Raw genomic sequence first — 20,111 nt, forward strand, 5'->3', positions numbered from 1 at the left:
CAAGTACACTTGAAGTAAAGCCTTTTCAAAAAGAAAGTTGGATTTTATGCAGGTACAGGAAAAATTTACCATCAGCGAGCTGTCACAAAAATTTGCATTGTCGCCCTCAACGCTGCGTTATTATGAGGAAGTTGGCCTGTTATGTGATGTTCAGCGGGATGGCAAGCATCGGATTTTTGACGAGTCGCATATCGGTCGTTTAGAAGCTATCCAGTGTTTTAAGCAAACTGGAATGACCATTAAGCAGATTCGTGAGTTTTTTTATTATGAAGACCAAACGCAGGACTACCAGCAAATTGTTGCTCTGCTGGAATCTCATTGTGCTGAAATTCAGCAACAGCTGTTGGCATTACAGGAAAATCAGCTGCACATTCAACAAAAATTAGCCTTTTATCAAGCGAAGAAAAAAGCGTTAGCAGAGGAGAAAGTAGTGCCTCAGTGGGATGAGTTTAGTTGATTCGTTAAAAAATAACTCTGTCAAAGCTTCTTCCCCAAAAAATGAATCCTACAAGATTCCTTACTTGAAAAAAAGGAAATCTTTTTTCAATAGTCCAATTTGGCGTAGAACAAAAAGCTGATCAGCCCATGACTGCAAAAACAGTCCAAGCTAATCAGCTTTTTACATTTTTTATTGATTAACCGCTTTGACAATCAGCATCATTGGCCGGCGCATTTCGTCTTGCATGCCGGGAACCGTCAGCATATCCTCTGGCGGCATCGGCTCAACTAGCCGTTCAATCTGAAAGCCGTTGGTCAATAAGCCGTCTAAATAAGTGGTTAAGGTCTTATGAAATTTAGTGATGTCTTCTCCTAGAAAGTTCGCTGTACGCTGGCCTTCATAAAAATAATTATCCACCGGAAAATGTAAAATTTTGCCAGCTTCATCGTAGTACCAATCCTGTGTACCATAAGCCGTGAAAATTGGATGCTCCACGGAAAAAATAAATTCACCGCCAGGCTTCAAATAGTGATGGACATTTTTTGCGACCGCCGCAAAATTTTCAACATAATGGAAGGCTAACGAGCTGAGGACCACATCAAAGGTGTTTTCAGAGAAATCAGCCGCTTCAATACTGTTTTGTTCATAACGCACATTGGCAAAATGGGTTTTACTGCGAGCAACTGCCAGCATTTTTTCTGATAAATCCACACCGACGACCGCTTTTGCTCCGTGTTCGGCGGCATAAATACAATGCCAGCCATAGCCGCAGCCTAAATCTAATACGGTTTTATCCTCGAAGGCGGGTAATAATTTTTCCAGTGTTTGCCATTCGCCGGCTCCTTGCAAGCCTTGGGTACTGCGATTCATTTGGGAATATTTTTCAAAAAATTCCGGGTTATCATAATGATTTTCTTTCATGGGTTTGTCCTCCATACAATTTTTTTGTTGTCTGCTAAATTGTATGGAGACCTGTTCTTTTATGAGCTATCATAACCATCACTCTCCTTAATTAATATCTTGCAACGGTTTTCACTAAAAGTCAACTAGTGAAGGTGAAAGCCCGCTGATTTTGAAATAAAAAGGTTGGCGGAAACAAACAAGAAGTTTCCGCCAACCAGACTAAATAAAAAAATTAATTACGTAATTCAGCTAGCAATTTTTGGGCCACAGCTGAATTGCGAGTAGTTTCGGCCTGTAACAGCTTGGTCAACGTAGCGATTTCGCTACCGACTGCGCCAGCGGCAATGGCTAATTGCCGCATATGCAAGTTCATGTGGCCTTTTTGAATGCCATCAGTGACGAGGGCTTTAATAGCTGCCAAGTTTTGGCCTAAGCCGACCGCCGTGATAATCTCCGCCAATTTAGCCGCAGTAGGAAAATTTAAAATTTCCATTGCAATTTGGGCTTTCGGTAACACTTTGGTAGCGCCGCCGACAGTTCCAACGGCGACAGGAATTTCCAGCTTGCCGACTAAGCTATTGCCTTCAATTTGCCAATCAGTTAAGCCTTGATAGCTGCCGTTGCGACTGGCGAAGGTATGAATGCCAGCTGCGACGGCCCGAGTATCATTACCGGTTGCCAAGACTACGGCATCGATGCCGTTCATAATGCCTTTGTTGTGGGTCGCCCCTCGATAGGCGTCTAATTTAGCAAATTGGCTGGCTAGAATAATTTTTTCAGCGACCAGTTCACCGGCAAAATTTTTTGTTGTTAATAAATCAAAAGGAATTCTGCAGCTAGCTTGGCTCAACGCCTCTGTTGGATAATTGCTTAAGATGCTGAACAGAATTTCTTCTTCAGGAAACCAGCTGCGCAATTGCTGAGCTAGGCCTTCTAAAATTGTATTGATCATATTTGCCCCCATCGCATCTTGCGTATCCACCAAAACATCCAAGCTGACAAAATCCTCCAGTTGACGAATTTTAATAGCTCTGACGCCACCGCCTCGAAGGACAATCGAAGGATAGACCTCTGCTGCTAAATGTTGCAGCTCAGCTTTTTTCTCCGCTAAAGTAGCTGTAAGTTTTTGCGGCTGCTGGACTTTTTGGAAAACAATTTGCCCTCGCATCACCCTTTCCGTTGTGGCGGTTGTGAAACCGCCACTTTGAGCAATGATTTTGGCGGCGTTACTGGCAGCGGCAATCACAGAAGGTTCTTCCGTGACCATCGGCACAACAACTTCTTCATTATTAATCAAAAAGTTTTGGGCCACGCCTAAGGGTAGCTCAGCTTCACCGATTTGATTTTCAATCATATTGTTGGCGATATCAGCATCTAACAGCTGTTCCTTTAGTAACACGTCAGCGGCATTTTGCGAGAGAATGCCGTCAGCGGTCAATTTAGCTAAACGCTCTGGCCGAGTTTGTTGATAGAATTTTTTGGCCGGCGCATCAGGAGTCTTTGGCGTTTCTTTTTTGATGAGCATGGCCAGACCTAAGCCGCCGCCGACACATAAGGAGGCAGCTCCGAGACTTTTTTCTTCCTGAAATAATTCAGCTAACAGTGTAACTAAAAGCCGTGCTCCGCTGGCGCCAATCGGATGCCCTAATGAAATGCCGCCGCCGTAAATGTTCACTTTTTCTGGCGACAGATTTAATTCATTTTGGACAACTAGGGAAGAGGCAGCAAAAGCTTCATTGATTTCAAAAAGGTCAATTTCAGCCAGTGAACGGCCGGTTTTTTCGCTGAGGCGTTGCAGCGCCTTGATTGGGGAAATCCCCATAATACTTGGGTCAATCCCAATTTCGCTATAGCCTTCAATCGTCGCCAAATAATTTAATCCATGGGCTTTAGCATAGCTCTCGCTGGCCAAGACCAACATTGCTGCTCCGTCATTTAAAGTCGAAGCATTGCCGGCAGTAACACTGCCGTCTGCTTTGAAAACAGTTTTTAAAGTAGCTAGCCTTTCAAGGTTGGTATTAGCCCGGATGCCTTCATCTTCTTGAAAAAGCTGACCATCAGCTAGAGTGATAGCTGTAATTTCTTGGGTAAATTTCCCGGCCTTTTGGGCAGCGGCCGCTTTTGTTTGTGATTGGAGGGCAAAGGCATCTTGCTGGCTGCGGCTGATTGAAAAAGTTTCGGCCACTTTTTCAGCAGTCAGGCCCATGTGCTTTTGGCTAAAGGCGTCAGTTAATCCGTCATGAACCATGCTGGAAATCGGTTCTGCATAACTGTCGCTTTCAGCCTGATATTTTTGCAGCAGCGGCGCTTGGCTCATGCTTTCAGTGCCGCCGGTTAAAATAACTTGAGCTTCACCTAATTGAATCTGTTGCATGCCTAAAATAACCGCCTTTAAACCAGAACCGCAGACTTCATTGAGGGTCATTGCCGGACTGCTTTCCGGTAAGCCGCTTTTGATGGCAATTTGGCGGGCAATATTTTGACCATTGCCGCTGCCTAAGACATTGCCGATAATACTTTGGTCGATGTCCTTTGGTGATATGCCGGCTTTTTTGATGGCCGCCTGCGCAATTTTCGTGCCCAATTCAACCGCTGAAAATTCCTTTAAAGCACCTTTATATTTTCCAATAGGGGAACGAGTCCCGCTTAAAATTACAACTTTTTCCACGTAAAGCACCTCCAAAAAGAAATATAACATTAAATCACAACAAGCGGCGCCTTTGTCTGGCGGAATTAATAAAATCACAAAAATTTTATTTTTATAAAGAGCGGGTAAAAACTGCTTCCAGTTTTTTGAAATCGTGATATAGTATTGTGGGCTTTAAATTTTAGACAAGTTAGTACAAATATAGTGGTTTAATTTAGAGAGGGGATTTTTATGACAGTCGGTATCGACAAAATTGCTTTTCATGTGCCCGATTATTTTGTAGACATGGCAGAATTAGCAGTTGCTCGCGGGGTGGACCCCAATAAATTTTTAATTGGAATCGGTCAAGATAAGATGGCGGTGATTCCTAAAACGCAAGACATCATTACTTTGGGCGCCAGTGCGGCAGCGAAAATTTTGACAGCAGCAGATAAAAAGGAAATTGATATGGTCTTGGTCGGCACAGAAACCGGCATTGATTATTCCAAATCAGCGGCGGTTGTGATTCAACAGCTGTTAGATATTTCTCCCTTTGTCCGTTCCTATGAATTGAAACATGCTTGCTATGGCGGCACGGCCGGCCTACAACAGGCGAAGGAATATGTGCTGAATCATCCAGATCGAAAAGTGTTGGTGATTGCCACCGATATTTCAAAATACGGCTTAAATTCCGGTGGCGAGCCGACGCAGGGGGCTGGCGCTGTGGCGATGTTAGTTACCAGCAATCCACGGATTTTAGAATTAAGCGATGACAATGTTTTTTATTCAGAAAACGTCTATGATTTCTGGCGGCCAAATGGGCATGATTATCCATTGGTGGACGGTCATTTATCCAATGATATTTATATCGAGGGCTTTAAGCGGGTCTGGCATGAAAGCAATCAGCGGCATCAACGCAGCGAAAAAGATTATGCAGCGCTAACCTTTCATCTGCCTTATACCAAAATGGGCCGCAAAGCATTACAGAGTATTTTTCCTGAAATCTCTGAAGGAGAACAAAGTCGCCTAATGGAGCGTTATGAAGAAAGTATTCTTTACAGTCGCCAAGTTGGCAATCTGTATACCGGTTCTTTATACTTAGGGCTGATTTCATTATTGGAAAATTCAACTAGTTTAAAAGCTGGCGACCGCATCGGCTTGTTCAGCTATGGTTCAGGGGCTATCAGCGAATTTTTCTCAGGTCGCTTAGTCGAGGGCTTCAAAGAACAATTGCAACCGGCAAAAGATGAAGCAGCCTTAGCCGAACGGCAGCAGCTGAATGTAGCAGAATACGAAGCGATGTTTGCTGAAAGCCTGCCGGCAGACGATGTAGAAACTGATTTTTCTGATCCAACACCCTATGCGATTGGCAAATTGGCTCAAGGGATTCGTTATTATAATCAATAATTTTTTTAAAACTACGACAATCATTGATTGATGTTAGCTACATGAAAGTAAAGTGAATTTTTCTCCGGCTTGAAAGGTTAAATCCAATTGACAGCTTTGGACATTAGATGGAGAATGGGAGGGCGCAAACTGCTAGAGGTTGCGCCTTTTTTTCATCGATGTGTGGCTTTTATTGAGGAATGCTGGCGTTTCTTTTTTTAATAAATTTGAAAGCCCTTTCTTTATAATTTTGTTATGAATTTTGAAGAGAAATTGACAAGGAGACATTTGTTATCTAAACTTTGACTATAGTTTGTTAAGAGAGTGTCTTAGGGAAGGAGATTTTTATGAAAAGTGTTACGAAAAAAAGTTTATTGGGCTTAGTGGCAGTGAGCGGACTGGTCCTCGCAGGTTGTTCCAATTCAAACGATTCAACAACGGATACGCAAAGTTCCCAGGGGACAAACAGCAGCGGCGAAACTTTAGCTGCCGACCAGACGATGGAAGTGGTTGTGCCGGCAGAAATGGGTAGTGCAGATATTTCCCTGGCAACAGATTCTTACAGCTTCACAGCTTTAAACAATGTTTATGAAGGCATGTATCGTTTAGATGAAACCAATATGCCGGTGATTGCCGGCGCCGCTGAAGATGCGGTAGTCAGTGATGACGGTCTGACTTATACAGTCAAACTGCGGGAAGATGCGACTTGGTCAAACGGCGATTCCGTGACAGCGGCTGATTATGTTTATTCTTGGCAGCGGACCGTTGATCCAGAGACGGCTTCCGGCTATGCTTACATGATGGCGCCGGTCAAAAATGCCACCGCCATTAGTGAAGGCGAAGCCGATGTGGCGACTCTTGGCATCGAAGCGACTGGCGAATACGAAGTTACAATTACTTTAGAACAGGCCACACCTTATTTTGAATCTTTATTAGCTTTTCCAACCTTCTTCCCACAAAATCAAGCGGTTGTCGAGGAATATGGCAGTGATTATGCCTTGACCAGTGAAGCCGCAGTCTACAATGGACCTTTTGTTTTAGAAGGCTTTGATGGACCAGGGGTGGATGATGCGTGGACCTTTGCCAAAAATAATGACTACTGGGATGCAGATGCAGTCACGATTGAAGCAGTAAATATCAGTGTGGTTAAAGAATCTTCAACAGGTTTGAATTTATTTGATACCGGCGAAGCAGATGACGTCGTCTTGTCCGGCGAGTTGGCGATTCAAAATGCCAACCACGAAAATTATGTTACCCAACCGGGAGCGACGACACAATATTTAGAAATGAATCAAGCACCAGAAGATTCACCTTTTAGAAATGAAAACTTTAGAAAAGCGATTAGCTATGCAATGGATCGCCAGCAGATTGTCGATAGTATTTTAGGTAATGGCTCTTTAGTGGCTAACGGCTTAGTGCCGCAGGATTTGGCATATAATCCAGAAACCAACGTCGATTTTGTTGAAGACGCAGACCGGACTTTAGAATATGATGAGGCCCAAGCCAAAGAGTATTGGGAAACGGCTAAGTCTGAGCTGGGTGTTGATACGATTTCCTTCTCTTTAATGACTTCTGATACCGATCAGTCGAAAAAATTAGGGGAATATGTTCAAGGTGCGTTGCAGCAGACCTTAGAAGGTGTCACTGTAACCTTGCAAACTGTACCTTTCTCTGTCCGTTTAGAACGCTCAAACAATGGCGACTTTGAAATGGTTATGAACAACTGGATTGGCGATTACGCTGACCCAATTAACTTCTTAGAATTATTTACAACAGATAGTTCTTACAACCGAGGCAAATGGTTGAATGATGACTATGACAGTCTGGTGGAGGCTGCCAGCACGACAGATGTCAATGATCCAGAAGCCCGTTGGAATGACATGGTGGAAGCAGAGCAGGTGATTACCGATAGTTTAGGTATCGTACCGCTATTCCAAAATGCGGAAGCGCATCTGCGCTCTGACAAAATCAAAGGTTTAGTCGTTCACAGCGTGGGAGCCCAATACGATTATAAAGATGTTTATATTGTTGAATAACGCAACAAATTGCTAAAAATAATAGAAAAATTTTGACAACAAATAGATTTGCGCCGCTGACCGCTAAGTTTGGCGGCGCAAATTTTTTCTTTTTTAGCGGCAACAAGCTACGCCTCTTTTCTTTTTATTTTTCCGGTATATAATAGGCGTAAGATTATTTTGAAAATAAGCAGGTGAGCTATGAAAATCGTGCAGGTTCAAACTAAAATTATTCCGATTCAGTTAAACGCCCCCTTTAAGACAGCTTTGCGGGAAGTGCAGTCGGTGGATGTGGTGCGGGTATTGCTTCATTTTGATAACGGCTTGGTGGGCATCGGCGAAGCAGCCCCCACTAAAGTAATCACCGGTGATACTGAGGATAGTATTTTGCAGGCGATTAATGAAACGTTTACGCCGTTTTTATTGCAGCGGGAAGTGGATGAAGAATTGAGTCTCTTAGACGATCTGCAAAATTTATTACCCCATAACACCAGTCCGAAGGCGGCCATTGATATTGCGCTGCATGATGCCTTGGCTAAGGCCCATCAGCAGCCGTTGTTTCAGTTTTTAGGCGGTAGCAAGTCTGAGCTGGAGACTGATTTTACCATCAGTGTCGGTCCCCGGGAAAAAATGGTGGCTGATGCCAAGGCCAAGGTCGCCAACGGTTTCCAATCGCTAAAAATCAAATTAGGCTTAGACGATGTCGCCGAAGAAGTTGCCAAAATCCGCAGCATTAATCAAGCCTTGGCAGGAAAAATTCCTTTTCGGATTGATGCCAATCAAGGCTGGAGCAAAGAAGAAGCGGTGGCGATTTTAAATGAATGGCAGGACATCCCGATTGATTTTGTCGAACAGCCGGTGCCAGCGGCTGATTTTGAGGGCTTGAAATATGTCACCGAACACACCAAAATTCCAATTATGGCGGATGAAAGCCTATTTGGTTTGGCGGATGCTGAAAGATTAATCACCAATCAATGTTGTGACTTACTGAATATCAAATTGATGAAGAGCGGCGGCATTAAAGAAGGCTTGAAAATTTATCGCTTAGCGGCAGCTCACGGCATCGACTGCATGGTGGGTTCAATGATTGAAGGCTATGCCGGTATGGCTGCTGCCGCTCATTTTGCTGCCAGCCAGCCGGGCATTCGTTTTTACGATTTAGACGTGCCCTTTATGTGGGAGACGAAAAATTTAGATGTTCAAACGAGCGGCATGACAATTTCTGCCGGTAAATTAAAATTGCAAAGGACCCCAGGCTTGGGGATTACAGATTAGATGCAGGAGGCCAACTAAATATGTTAAAAGCGGTTAGTCGCAGTTCAAGTTTTTTATGGAAAAAACCGGAGAACAATCCGGTGTTAACAAAAATTCACGCAGCACCAAAAGAAGTACTCCACACCTTTTTAACGGGCGCCGATACGATGGAATTATTCAATGACCGCTTAGTTGATTCAGAGGTAATTTACGGAACCCTCGTTGAAGTCGTTGCTGAAAAAGACGGCTGGTCAGAGGTTATTGTGCTGGACCAAGCCAGCCATCAAAATGAAAAGGGCTATCCCGGTTTTATCCCAACTGCGGATTTAACCAAAGTTTCCGCAGATTATGGAAAAGCTGCGGAAAAAATTTCCGTGATTGTTCCGCAAGCGGATTTGAAGCTTAAGGACCATACTCGCCCAATTCCTTTTGGTGCGGTTTTAGATTTATCGTCAGAAACGGCGACCGATTATCTAGTGAATACGCCGGAAGGTCCGGGAACAATTTCAAAGGCAGACAGTCAAAAAATTACCGCTTATCAAGACTCACTGACGCAACGGATGATTCAATTAGCCGAACAATTTCTTGATTTGCCTTATATTTGGGCCGGCACTAGCGGTAGCGGCTTTGACTGCTCAGGCTTTGTCTACAGTCTGCATCGGGCCAATGGCGTTTTAATCCCTCGTGATACACCAGAACAAGCTGAAGGTGGTCAGCACGTTGCCTATAAAGATGCTCTGCCGGGGGATTTATTACTTTTTGCTTATGAAGAAGGCAAAGGCGAAGTCCATCATGTTGGCATGTATCTCGGCAATGACGAAATGATTCATTCCCAAACTCCTGGTTCAAAGGTGATGAAAACAAAAATTGCCGGCTCTAAATATGAACCAGAATTAACAGTTGTCGCCCGCTATTGGATGGATGAAAAAAATAAATAGAGAAGGGCGCTAACCTAGATGAAAATTTTTATTTCCGCAGATATTGAAGGGGTCGCCGGTATCGGCCAGTGGAACGAAACAGAAAGCGGTCCTTGGTACGATTATTTTTCTAAAGAAATGAGTCGGGAAGTAGCGGCTGCCTGTGAAGGCGCCTTGGCTGCCGGCGCTACCGAAATTTATGTGAAGGACGGCCACCACACGGCTTGTAATATCTATCCTGATATGCTGCCAAAAGAAGCCGTTTTAAATCGCGGCTGGAGCGGAGACGGATACGGCATGATGTCCGGTGTCCAGGATGATGTCGATTTTGTGGTGATGATTGGTTATCATGCTGCTTCCTATTCAGACGCCAATCCCTTGTCCCACACCAGCGAAAACTATATTCGCAAATTTGAAATCAATGGTCAGCTTGCTAGCGAGTTTATGATTAATCGTTACATTGCGGCGCTTCATCAGGTGCCGGTGATTTTTCTCAGCGGTGACCAAGGCATTGTGGACGAGGTGCGGGCCACAGACCCGGGAATTTCGACCTTTGCCACGTTGCAGGGGCGAGGCGGCTCGACTACTAGCGTTCACCCTGAGGTTGCCTATGAAAAAATCAAAGAAGGGGTGCGTCAAGCCGTCACCTTAAATAAATACTATGTTCCTGAATTACCTGAATACTTCGATGTGAAAATTACCTATCAGGAACAAAATCGGGCCCGCAAAGCGGCTTTGTTCCCAGGAGCCAAGCTAATTGATCCCTATACTGTCCAATTTGAAACAGGCGAGTATTTTGAATTTTTGCGCTTTTACACCTTTGTCGGATAAAAGTTTGGCGGAGGAAATTTTTCTAAGCCAAGTTGGTCCGTCTGTGCTTTAAGCTAACAAATAAATTTGAAAAAATTTTTGCTTAAAAAATAAGCAACTTGCAGCCGCAGATTAAGCTGAGCCAGTTAAAAATTTTACACTGGCTTTCTCTTATCTTGTAGTGGCCCCCAAAACGTTAGATTTTTGGTCTAACTTTGGGGGGTGGTACATTCTGCGGCTATTTTTGGCATTCTGTAAAAAACATGCTACTCTTAAGCTGTAAAAGGAGGCTGACTCAATGGCAAATAAAAGCTTTCAAGATGTTTTTTTTCGAGATGATTATTTTAAAGATATCAATTTTTTTAATATCGGCCATGAAATCTGCAGTCCGAGCCATCGGTTTGGTCCGGCAGCTAGAGCTTATTATTTAATTCATCTGGTGGTTAAGGGACAGGGAACCTATCAAAATGAACGTATCACCTACCAATTGCAGGCGGGGGATTTTTTTATCATCAAGCCTCAAGAGCTGACCAAGTATCAAGCGGGTGCCACAAATCCTTGGGAATATTATTGGATTGGCTTCGTAGGGACAGAGGTTGCTAACTTACTGCGGCTTAACGGTTTTGGCGAACTGGATTATTTAGGCAAGGTTCTTGATTTGGCAGGGACGACGGCTAAATTTCAGGAGCTGTTGGACTTGGATTTATTTGATAATGGTCAACGACTGCGGACACAGGCTTTATTTTTAGAGTTGTTGAGCCAATTTAAGCTGAACCGGCTGCCGCTTTTTCCTGAAAAAATTGCCAAGCAAAGCCGCTATCGGGATTCATTTTTATTGTATATCCAGAGTAATTACTACCGCAGTGAGTTGAGTGTGCAGGAAATTGCCAAATCCATGTACCTTCATCCGGCTTATTTCAGCCAGGTGATTAAAGCGGAATTGGGGGTGACTCCGCAGCAATACTTGATTTCCTATCGAATGGAGCAGGCACGCTTTTTATTAAAGACTTCTGATAGTTCGATTGATGAAATTGCTGAGCTGATAGGCTATGATAATCGTCACTCTTTTTCAAGGGCCTTTAAGACCTATCATGGGACTTCGCCTTCGGAATTTAAAGCGTTAACATAATCTTAAATTATGTACCCTTTAAATATACTGGTGAAATAGTCAACCGCCATTAAATTTTCTATACTTGAGACAAGCTAATAACTTTGCTATCAGTAACGATTAAAAGTTTAGCTGTAAAATTCAGAAATTGCTGTGAAATAAGTTGATGCAATTTTTTGGCAGCAAAGGCTTAGATTTTTGCTTGCTAAAGGACAGCGACAAAAAGCAGTTGTCTCTTCTGAATAAAACCTCATATAAAAATTGATTTTAAACACATTAGGAGGAAGTTTAATGGTTAAGATTACGTTTATCGGTGCCGGCAGTACCATTTTTGCCAAGAATGTTTTAGGAGATGCGATGCTGACGCCAAGTCTGCAGGAGGCGCAAATTAATTTATTTGATATTGATGCTAAGCGGTTGAAGGAATCTGAGCTGATGCTCAACACCATCAACAAAAATTCCAATCAATCACGGGCAACCATCACCGCCTTTACTGACCGCAAAGAAGCTTTACGGGGGGCAGATTTTGTTGTCAATGCCATTCAAGTCGGCGGTTATAAACCAAGTACCGTCATCGATTTTGAAATTCCTAAAAAATACGGTCTCAAACAAACGATTGCCGATACATTGGGAATCGGCGGGATTTTCCGGGGCTTGCGAACCTTGCCGGTGATGTTTGATTTTGCTAAAGAAATGGAAGAAGTTTGTCCGGATGCGTGGCTCTTAAATTACACGAATCCGATGGCAATTTTGACAATGGGCATGCTAAAAGCGACGAATGTTAAAACAGTCGGCCTCTGCCACAGCGTGCAGGTCTGTGTTCCGGAATTATTCGGCTATCTGGGCATTCAAGATAAGTACGATTTAAATGATTTCAAATGGAAAATCGCCGGCATCAATCACATGGCGTGGCTTTTGGAGATTGAAAAAAATGGTGAAGATTTCTATCCAGAAATCAAACGGCTGGCTAGTCAGATTCCTAACCCTCATAAGGATTCCGTCCGCTTTGAATTAATGCGGAACTTCGGCTATTACGTAACAGAATCTAGCGAGCACAATGCAGAATACCATCCGTATTTTATCAAAGAACGCTATCCAGAGCTGATCGACCAATTCCAAATTCCGATTGATGAATATATCAGACGCTGCATCCAGCAGATTGAAGATTGGGAAAGTCAGCGGGATGAAATTGTCCACAACGGTAGCTTAGAGCATGTCCGCAGTCGTGAATACGCTTCTTATATCATGGACGCTATCACCACTGGCAATCCAACCGTGATTGCCGGTAATGTGATGAACAAAGGGTTGATTACCAATTTACCAGCAGACAGCTGCGTGGAAGTGCCTTGTTTAGTTGATAAAAATGGTGTCCAGCCAACAGTTGTCGGAGACTTGCCAACACAATTAGCTGCCTTGAACCGGACCAATATCAATGTGCAGGAATTGACCGTTGAAGCGGCGATGACCTTAGAAAAAGATAAAATTTACCAAGCTGCTCTGTTAGATCCCCATACCAATTCTGAACTGAGTATCGATCAAATTCGCGGGATGGTGGATGAATTAATTGAAGCCCACGGCGATTATCTGCCAACTTATCATTAAAAATTAAAACAGTTTAGCCCTTGACTCAGCTTCTTTTGAGCTGGCAGGGGCTTTTTGGCTGTTGGAAAAATGCTCACCCTTGAGTTCAAAATTTAATCCGTTGTTTTAAAACTCCCGCAAAATAAGTTTTTCACAAAATTTCTGCGCTAAAGCATTTCTCTTGATGACAAAGACGCCGTTTTTCGTTACACTAAAATGAAAGCGGATAAATGAAGGAGTGTTGCCCAATGAATTTAATTATCACAGAAGATTATGAAACCTTAAGTGAACTGGCTGCCGGCATGGTGTTAAGTAAAATTGCCGAGGAGGGACGGGTAAATCTGTCGCTGACTACCGGCAATTCGCCAACACGCATGTACGAAATTTTGTTGGAGCGTTTAGCAAAAATGCATTATCAGTCAGAGCAAGTTTATTATTATAATTTTGATGAAGTGCCGATTGTGGGGGAACGCTACGGCTTGACGATGGCGGCCTTGAATGAAACTTTTTATCAGCCGGCCCAGATTGCCCCGGAAAATATTCAAGAATTCAATGAGAAAAATTACCAAGAATTTGAAGAAAAACTGTTGATGGATGGCGGTCTTGATTTGGTGGTGATGGGACTAGGCAATGATGGGCATTTTTGTGCCAATATGCCCGGCTTAACAAAGTTTAATCGAGGCATTTACCCGATTGAAATGGGTCCCGGCGATGACATGTGGGAGCAATTAAAAGCCGCTCTTGGCAAGGAGCCGGGCGCTAAGGCGGTCACCTTTGGTCCGAAAACGATTATGGCGGCCAAGCAACTGCTGCTGATTGTCAACGGCACAGCCAAAGCCCAAATTGTTAAAGCTGTTTTGGAGGGACCAGTTACCGAAGAAATTCCCGCCAGCATTTTAACCACACATCCTAATTTGACGGTGATTCTTGATCAAGAGGCCGCTCAAGAATTAAGTAAATAAAGAAAAAAAACAACATTTCCCACTAGTCTTCACATGAAGGCAAGTGGTGAAATGTTGTTTTTAGTTAGGCCGCTTTTTTTAAAGTGCGGTTTAATTTTTCGGTACAGAAGAACAATAAAAAGGCGAAGAGTAATAAATAAACCGGGTAGAGCTGAATCGAAATCGCCGAAGCTAAAAAGCCGAATAAAGGCGGCATAAAAGTTGTGCCAACATAGGCTGCTGCCATTTGAATCCCAATCACTGATTGAGAATTTTCCTTACCAAAATTGGCCGGCGTCGAATGAATAATCGACGGATAAATCGGGGCACAGCCTAAACCGACGATGATTAATCCGGCTAGCGCAAAGATGGTTGTCTCAGCTGGGATTAAAATCAGCAGAGCGCCGACTGTCAAAATGCCGATGCCCATGCAAATTAACTGGCGATCGCCAAAGTGGTTTGCGATAATTCCTGATAAAAAGCGGCCAAAGGTGATGCCCAAAAAGAAATAAGAGGCAAACTGGGCGGCCACATCTGGCGCGACATTGCGGGTTTCCACTAAGAAAGTACTAGCCCACAGACCAGTTGTCTGTTCAACTGCCGAATAGCCTAAAAAGGCAATCAAGATAAACCAAATCCCTCTTAACCCGAATACTTCCTTTAAAGAGAGCCCTTTTGTCGATGTTTCAGAAGTTTCAACGACCGTTCGATGCTGCTTCCACAGAGGCAGGCTGATAAACAAAATAACTGTTAAAATCAGCTGCAAAATCCCCACAGTGCGATAGCCGTTATTCCAAGCTTCACCGGCCGTTAAATAGTAACTCATGATGTAGGGACTAATCGCCGCTCCAACACCCCAAAAGCAATGAAGCCAGTTCATATGACGAGAATTATAATGAAGGGCCACGTAGTTATTCAACGCCGCATCGACCGCACCAGCCCCCAAACCGTAAGGAATCGCCCAGAGAATCAGCGCCCAAAAACTATGGGAAAAGGAGAAACCAAAAAGTGCAATCGCCGTCGTCAAGACACTGAAGAGGGTCACCAAACTCGTGCCCAATTTTTTAGTCAGCTTGTCTGAAAAAACACTAGAAACAATCGTACCCGCAGCAATTGTCATGGTGATAAAGCCAGCATAAGACACCGGTACATTCAAGTCCTGCTGCATCACCGGCCAAGCCGAGCCAATCAAAGAATCCGGCAGCCCCAAACTGATAAACGCCACATAAATAATTACAAGTAACAAGGAATACATAATTTTTCTCCAATAAAATCATTTATTTTTTAAAATTTCGCTACTTTAGTAAAAATACCACAGTTTGAAAGAGAATTAAATGGCAAAATTTGTCGGCGTAAATTTTTCTAAACGAGTGCGCTGCGGCAAAGCTTGTTTCAAGTTGCGGTCCGCCAAAGAAATATGCGGACCAACTAAAATTGTCTGACCGTTTTGCAAAGGGTAACTCAGAATATTTGCCAATTTAATTACTTTTAAACTACACTCTCTACCTGCCATCAATAGTAAATTTTTAACCATAATTTTGACTAGGGCAGCTGGCAGACCAGAATCATCGATAAAAATTATCCGTTCGATTTTTTTATTTTCCATTTTAAGTCCTTCCTTCAACTTAATTAATATCTTTAATTAAGTATATTAACAAAAAGGAGATTTGTAAAGAAAAAAGTGAAACACTTTTCCCTCAGAAAAATGGTTCACTTTTTAAAAATGATAAATTGTCTCTAAAGTAACCAGCCATAAAAGGCCGACTGTTAAGGATTGTTGAAAGTTTTCATCAAATAAATAAGCCGGCTGATTCATCTGTTTGCTTAAAATATCGGAAGCGGCAATCGTCTCTTGAACGGCCTGCGCCTGAACAGATTCAGCAGAAATAATAAACGTATCCGGGGCAATCACAGCGTTGTAAATCGCTAAAATTTGCGTTAAATTCGTCAATAATTCCGCCGGTGATGTCGGAATGCTCCCATCAATCAAATGGGGCAGGTACTTGGCTTCACCAGCCAGATTATGGCCCCCTTCAATCAGTGCGCCCTTATCATAAATAGTAATGCCCGGCATACTGTTTTCGGGATAATAGATGCCGACAATACTTTCAACAGTCGGCAACTGATGCTTTTTGGCATAGCCCACCGTTAACAAGTGGGCATCATTTTGCATCACTAGCGGAATATCCGTGATTTTTTCTAAGGCAGCGGCCGGTTCCCAGCCATCAAAGAGCGTCTCCCAGCTGGAAAGAATTTTTCCCTGATAAATTTTTCCCGGTAGCGAAAGGCCAATTTTTTCAATTGTAAATTCTTCCGCTGCTTGTAAGTATTGTTGAATTACACTGGTAAAATTTTCTAAAGAAATCGGCGTGAAGTCCAGCCGTTTCTGCATTTTTTGGGTGCCCTTTAAGTTGACTACACGGCCGTCAAAAATTAACTTTCGCTGCCCAGCAACCTGTTCCTGTTGAATGCTCAGCAAAAGAAAATGGCTTTGATCGTAATTGAAATAATAATTAATCGCCGGCCGGCCCAACGGCGGCTGCACCAGCTCGCCTTCTGAAAAAATATTTTGCGCCAGCAATTCTTTAACCAACGCATTAATTGTCACCACGCTCAGGCCGGTATCTTTGGCCATCTCTGCCTTCAAGGCCTGGCCCTTTTGAAACAGATAAACTTTGAGGGTTTGCAGATTTTTATCGCGAATTAGATTTTTATTTGAACTCATAAGGTCTCCTTAATTAACTAGCTTAATTAACTATAAGAGAAAAAAGCCAACTTGTAAATCAAAAACTGCTTGACAAGCGCTATAAAAATAAATAAACTTAATTAAGAAGTTTAATTAAATAGAAAGTTGGCTACTAAAATGATTAAATTAGTGATTAGTGATTTAGACGGAACTTTTTTGAATAGTCAGAGCTTATTTGACAAGGATTATTTTCGTCGGGTGAACAACATGATGAAGGAACAGGGGATTGCCTTTTCCGCTTGTACCGGCAAACAGTGTGAACGTGTCGAGAAATTATTTGGCGAAGAATTTGCCAATGACTTATGGATTCTCGGCGACAGTGCTACCAGAATTAAACACCAAGGTGAGTATGTCTTTGAATCGCTGTTGCCAAATAAAATCGGCATGGCGTTAATCAAAAAATTAATGGAAATTCATAACGATTATGTGATTATCGCCTGCACACCGACGGCAGCCTTTGTTTTAGATACGCTGCCTGTTAACGATGTTAGAATGGTGCGGGGTTCTTATGAAGTCGTGGAGGTTGTCCCAAGCTTTGATAATCTGACAGAAGATTTCGTTAAAATTACCGTTTATGACAATCAGCTACGGTGCTTTGAAACGGTCAAAGAATTGACTGATTTTGAAGAGCAAGCCTATATTGTTGCCTCTGAAGCAGCCTGGATTGATATTTCCAATCACGGCGTGCACAAAGGTACAACAGTGGCTGAATTACAAAAAATTCTCAACGTCACCCCAGCGGAAACAATGGTTTTCGGCGATGGTCTGAATGATATCGAATTGATGGCAAGAGGCGAGTATAGCTTTGCCATGAGCAATGGCTTCGATCAAACCAAAGAAGCAGCGGCCTTCATCACAAAATCAAATGATGAAAATGGCGTTCTAAATACTATCGAAAAAATTCTTTCACTGCAAAAATAAACTAAAAAAATTATCGCAGGAAGCTTTGCTGTTTTAGCAACTCTTCCTACGACGATCAAGCGTGATTTAATTGGCTAAGATCAGCTCAGCAATTTTTTGCTGGGCTTTTTTAGCTTCTGGAATCGGCAAAATCGGATAGACATGATTCATTTTTTCGCCAATCACAAAATGATGGGGCAGCTCTAGCTCCTGCAGCTTTTGCCGCAAGACCAGCGCCGACGGATAAAATAATTCATGGGTGCCAATGAAAAGGGAAATCTGTCCTAAGCCTGTGAAGTCACCATATAAAGGGCTGACTAATGGATTCTTTAATTGTCCAGTCCCCCAAAGTTTTCCTAAAATACTCAGCTGCTCAACTGAAAGCAGCGGGTCAGTCGCCGCAAACTTTTGCGTCACCGGGTTGCTGGTATCAATATCAAGCCAAGGGGAGAGCAAAATAATATTTTTTGGTTGCGGCAGTTCGTTTTGCTTTAGTAAAAGCGCTAAGCCTAAAGCTAGACCACCGCCAGCCGAATCCCCCATCAATGTGATTTGTCGAGCTGAAAAAACTGATAGTAAAACCTCTTGATACAAGGCTTCAATTTTTGGATAAGCCACCTGGAAATCAGCAGCCGGCAGCTTGGGATAAATTGGGAAAATAACGCGTGCACCGGTTTCTTTGGCGATGCGGTCCACTGCCTTAAAATGAAAAGCGGAGGGCTGAGCGACATAAGCTCCGCCATGCAAATAGAAAATGACCTTTTGCCGAGGGTTGGCTAAATCATTCCAAGAAAAAACCTGCATCCCCTTAAAATAAAATTCAGTAACAGGACCAGATAAATACTTTTTCGGATTTTTAACTGGCAGCTGATTGACTTCAGCTGCGTGATCTAGCAGATGAGTCATGAAGCTGGCTTGATTTTTGCGTTTTCTTGGGAAATTAAGCAGACCCAGGCTTTTCTCCAAAGAAAAGCTTGCAAGGGAGCGCTTTTCAATCAGATGGCTATAGGCATAAAGACCGGCCGATACTCCGCCGATGACAGATAAACTAGTGATGAGTTTCTTTTTCATGGGAATTCTCCTCGTTAATTAGTTTCAGCATTGATTAGGGGACTTTGATAGTCACCTGTAATCTATTCATCTGATTATAACAAGAAAAAAGCTAAGCCCCAACTATCGGCCTTCATAGGCAGCCTTTTTCCAAAAATTAAAGACAAATGGACTACATCAGTCGGGGGTGAAGGCCGTCGTGATGTAGTCCATTTTTAATAAGAAAATTCAATTTTTGAGGATAGGTATTTAGACCTGGTCTTTCTTTAGTGAGAGCAGGCAGGGAATTTTTCGCAGTTGAAGCTGATAATCCTTTGTCTGCAAATAGTGTTTCGCAGCAGCTTTTTTACGGCTGTTGACGCGAAACAGTTTGCCGCTTTTAACTTCCCGCAAAATATATTTATCCTTTGGTATTATTATAGAAGCTAACCCTTTTTGGTCCGTTCTAATTTTTAGAACATGACCCTTACGATAAAAGGGCCGCTGCTTGGTGTCCAAGACCTCAAAAACAATTTTTTGCCGAGGTCGTTTATTTCCAGTTAATAAACAAAATTCAATCCGACACTGTTGCCGCCGCAATAGAAAAATTCGAAGGCTGCGCCAGATTAAATAAAGGAGCAGCAACAGAAATCCGATGAGACCACCTAAGATTAACCAGCTTTTCTGTGCAACCATGCGGCTACTGTCTGAAATAGATTTTGCCAATGCCTCGGAATAAGGAATTCGATGGCCCCGCACCAGTAAGCGATGGGAGTTAATTAGATAAGGCGTACAGGTAATCAGTGTTGCCAAATCCTCGACCGGTGAGATGAGCAAGTCTTTGATGTCATCTGGTAAAACGGTTTTTATCTGGTCGACTTGATACGCCCGCTTTTCACCATAGACTTCAATAATAAATTGATCGCCAATCGTTAAATCCGGCAGGTCGGTAAATAATTTCTTTTCTGCTAAACCACGATGGGCTGAGATTGCTGTATGGGTACTTTTTCCGCCAATCGGAAAGGAAGTTCCTTCTAAAAGAGTGGCTCCTCGATCTAAGAGGGTATCATTTGTCGTATCAAACAAAAGCGTTTCAGCTTGAATACTAGGCAGATAGACCCGCCCAATTAAGTGCTCCAGCAAATAACTGCGCTCAACTGGATTTGGGCCGCTCCGCTCTTCGGAGAAGGGGTCACCTGAAAATCCCGGCAAATTGCCATTTAACGCTAGCTCACGGTTTTCCTTTTCTTTTTCCTGAAGCGTTGCTACCTTTTGCTGGTTCTGCTGATAAGCCTGGTCTTGATATTCCTGCAGTATCTGCTGGTCGAAAAACTGGCCCAGCGCTTCCCGGTATAACGGGTAGCTAACTAAAAGTCCGCCAATTAAAATAAGGAACAGCAGAAAAAGATAGATCAGAATATAGCTAACTGAACTTTTTTTCATTGCTGCTCCTCTT

Annotated in this window: 17 protein-coding genes; 10 read left to right on the forward strand and 7 right to left on the reverse strand. The window is 43.0% G+C overall.

The window, feature by feature from the left end; genetic code table 11:
• Window positions 1-46 precede the first annotated feature (46 nt).
• The gene (locus AC1Z3S_RS01905) at window positions 47-457 is read left to right on the forward strand and encodes a MerR family transcriptional regulator (RefSeq protein WP_461738938.1); all 411 of its coding nucleotides are present in this window, start codon (window positions 47-49) and stop codon (window positions 455-457) included.
• 171 nt (window positions 458-628) lie between these two features.
• Here the strand turns inward: AC1Z3S_RS01905 and AC1Z3S_RS01910 are convergent, their stop codons facing one another.
• Complete coding sequence (locus AC1Z3S_RS01910) at window positions 629-1,360, reverse strand: class I SAM-dependent methyltransferase (protein ID WP_461738939.1); 732 nt, start codon at window positions 1,358-1,360, stop codon at window positions 629-631.
• A gap of 214 nt (window positions 1,361-1,574) precedes the next feature.
• Complete coding sequence (locus AC1Z3S_RS01915) at window positions 1,575-4,010, reverse strand: hydroxymethylglutaryl-CoA reductase, degradative (protein ID WP_461738940.1); 2,436 nt, start codon at window positions 4,008-4,010, stop codon at window positions 1,575-1,577.
• Window positions 4,011-4,220: 210 nt separating this feature from the next.
• Between AC1Z3S_RS01915 and AC1Z3S_RS01920 the strand changes: the two genes are divergently transcribed.
• The 8 genes from AC1Z3S_RS01920 (at window position 4,221) to AC1Z3S_RS01955 (ending at window position 14,001) form a co-directional block, all read left to right on the forward strand.
• Window positions 4,221-5,375: a hydroxymethylglutaryl-CoA synthase gene (locus AC1Z3S_RS01920; RefSeq protein WP_461738941.1), complete on the forward strand. Its 1,155-nt coding sequence runs from the start codon at window positions 4,221-4,223 to the stop codon at window positions 5,373-5,375.
• A 326-nt stretch (window positions 5,376-5,701) separates the two neighbouring features.
• Window positions 5,702-7,390, forward strand: a complete 1,689-nt coding sequence (locus AC1Z3S_RS01925; protein ID WP_461738942.1) for an ABC transporter substrate-binding protein — start codon at window positions 5,702-5,704, stop codon at window positions 7,388-7,390.
• A 180-nt stretch (window positions 7,391-7,570) separates the two neighbouring features.
• The gene (locus tag AC1Z3S_RS01930) at window positions 7,571-8,644 is read left to right on the forward strand and encodes a dipeptide epimerase (RefSeq protein WP_461738943.1); all 1,074 of its coding nucleotides are present in this window, start codon (window positions 7,571-7,573) and stop codon (window positions 8,642-8,644) included.
• Window positions 8,645-8,664: 20 nt separating this feature from the next.
• Entirely contained in the window at window positions 8,665-9,561 is an 897-nt protein-coding gene (locus tag AC1Z3S_RS01935; protein ID WP_461738944.1) for a C40 family peptidase, read from the forward strand.
• 18 nt (window positions 9,562-9,579) lie between these two features.
• A complete protein-coding gene (locus AC1Z3S_RS01940; RefSeq protein ID WP_461738945.1) occupies window positions 9,580-10,371 on the forward strand; it encodes a M55 family metallopeptidase in 792 nt (263 codons plus the stop codon).
• A 277-nt stretch (window positions 10,372-10,648) separates the two neighbouring features.
• The gene (locus AC1Z3S_RS01945) at window positions 10,649-11,479 is read left to right on the forward strand and encodes an AraC family transcriptional regulator (protein WP_461738946.1); all 831 of its coding nucleotides are present in this window, start codon (window positions 10,649-10,651) and stop codon (window positions 11,477-11,479) included.
• Between the two features lie 270 nt (window positions 11,480-11,749).
• Window positions 11,750-13,060 carry an alpha-glucosidase/alpha-galactosidase gene (melA, locus tag AC1Z3S_RS01950; protein ID WP_265456419.1) on the forward strand — a complete coding sequence of 437 codons (1,311 nt, stop codon included), beginning with the start codon at window positions 11,750-11,752 and terminating at the stop codon, window positions 13,058-13,060.
• Between the two features lie 227 nt (window positions 13,061-13,287).
• A complete protein-coding gene (locus tag AC1Z3S_RS01955; RefSeq protein ID WP_461738947.1) occupies window positions 13,288-14,001 on the forward strand; it encodes a glucosamine-6-phosphate deaminase in 714 nt (237 codons plus the stop codon).
• A 64-nt stretch (window positions 14,002-14,065) separates the two neighbouring features.
• Here AC1Z3S_RS01955 and AC1Z3S_RS01960 read toward each other — a convergent pair whose 3' ends face one another.
• The 3 genes from AC1Z3S_RS01960 to AC1Z3S_RS01970 form a co-directional block, all read right to left on the reverse strand.
• Window positions 14,066-15,235, reverse strand: coding sequence for an MFS transporter (locus tag AC1Z3S_RS01960; RefSeq protein ID WP_461738948.1), 1,170 nt, complete (start codon window positions 15,233-15,235; stop codon window positions 14,066-14,068).
• A gap of 75 nt (window positions 15,236-15,310) precedes the next feature.
• On the reverse strand, window positions 15,311-15,586 hold the full coding sequence (locus tag AC1Z3S_RS01965; protein ID WP_461738949.1) for a hypothetical protein: 276 nt from the start codon (window positions 15,584-15,586) through the stop codon (window positions 15,311-15,313).
• Window positions 15,587-15,697: 111 nt separating this feature from the next.
• A complete protein-coding gene (locus AC1Z3S_RS01970; RefSeq protein WP_461738950.1) occupies window positions 15,698-16,705 on the reverse strand; it encodes an ROK family protein in 1,008 nt (335 codons plus the stop codon).
• A gap of 138 nt (window positions 16,706-16,843) precedes the next feature.
• Here AC1Z3S_RS01970 and AC1Z3S_RS01975 point away from each other — a divergent pair, with 138 nt between their 5' ends.
• Window positions 16,844-17,647 (forward strand): HAD-IIB family hydrolase, encoded by an 804-nt coding sequence (locus tag AC1Z3S_RS01975; RefSeq protein ID WP_461738951.1) that lies wholly within the window; start codon window positions 16,844-16,846, stop codon window positions 17,645-17,647.
• Window positions 17,648-17,713: 66 nt separating this feature from the next.
• Here the strand turns inward: AC1Z3S_RS01975 and AC1Z3S_RS01980 are convergent, their stop codons facing one another.
• Window positions 17,714-18,697 carry an alpha/beta hydrolase fold domain-containing protein gene (locus tag AC1Z3S_RS01980; protein WP_461738952.1) on the reverse strand — a complete coding sequence of 328 codons (984 nt, stop codon included), beginning with the start codon at window positions 18,695-18,697 and terminating at the stop codon, window positions 17,714-17,716.
• A 228-nt stretch (window positions 18,698-18,925) separates the two neighbouring features.
• Window positions 18,926-20,098, reverse strand: coding sequence for a class C sortase (locus tag AC1Z3S_RS01985; RefSeq protein ID WP_461738953.1), 1,173 nt, complete (start codon window positions 20,096-20,098; stop codon window positions 18,926-18,928).
• Window positions 20,099-20,111: the final 13 nt, after the last annotated feature.

It is taken from the genome of Enterococcus sp. LJL90, assembly GCF_056924355.1.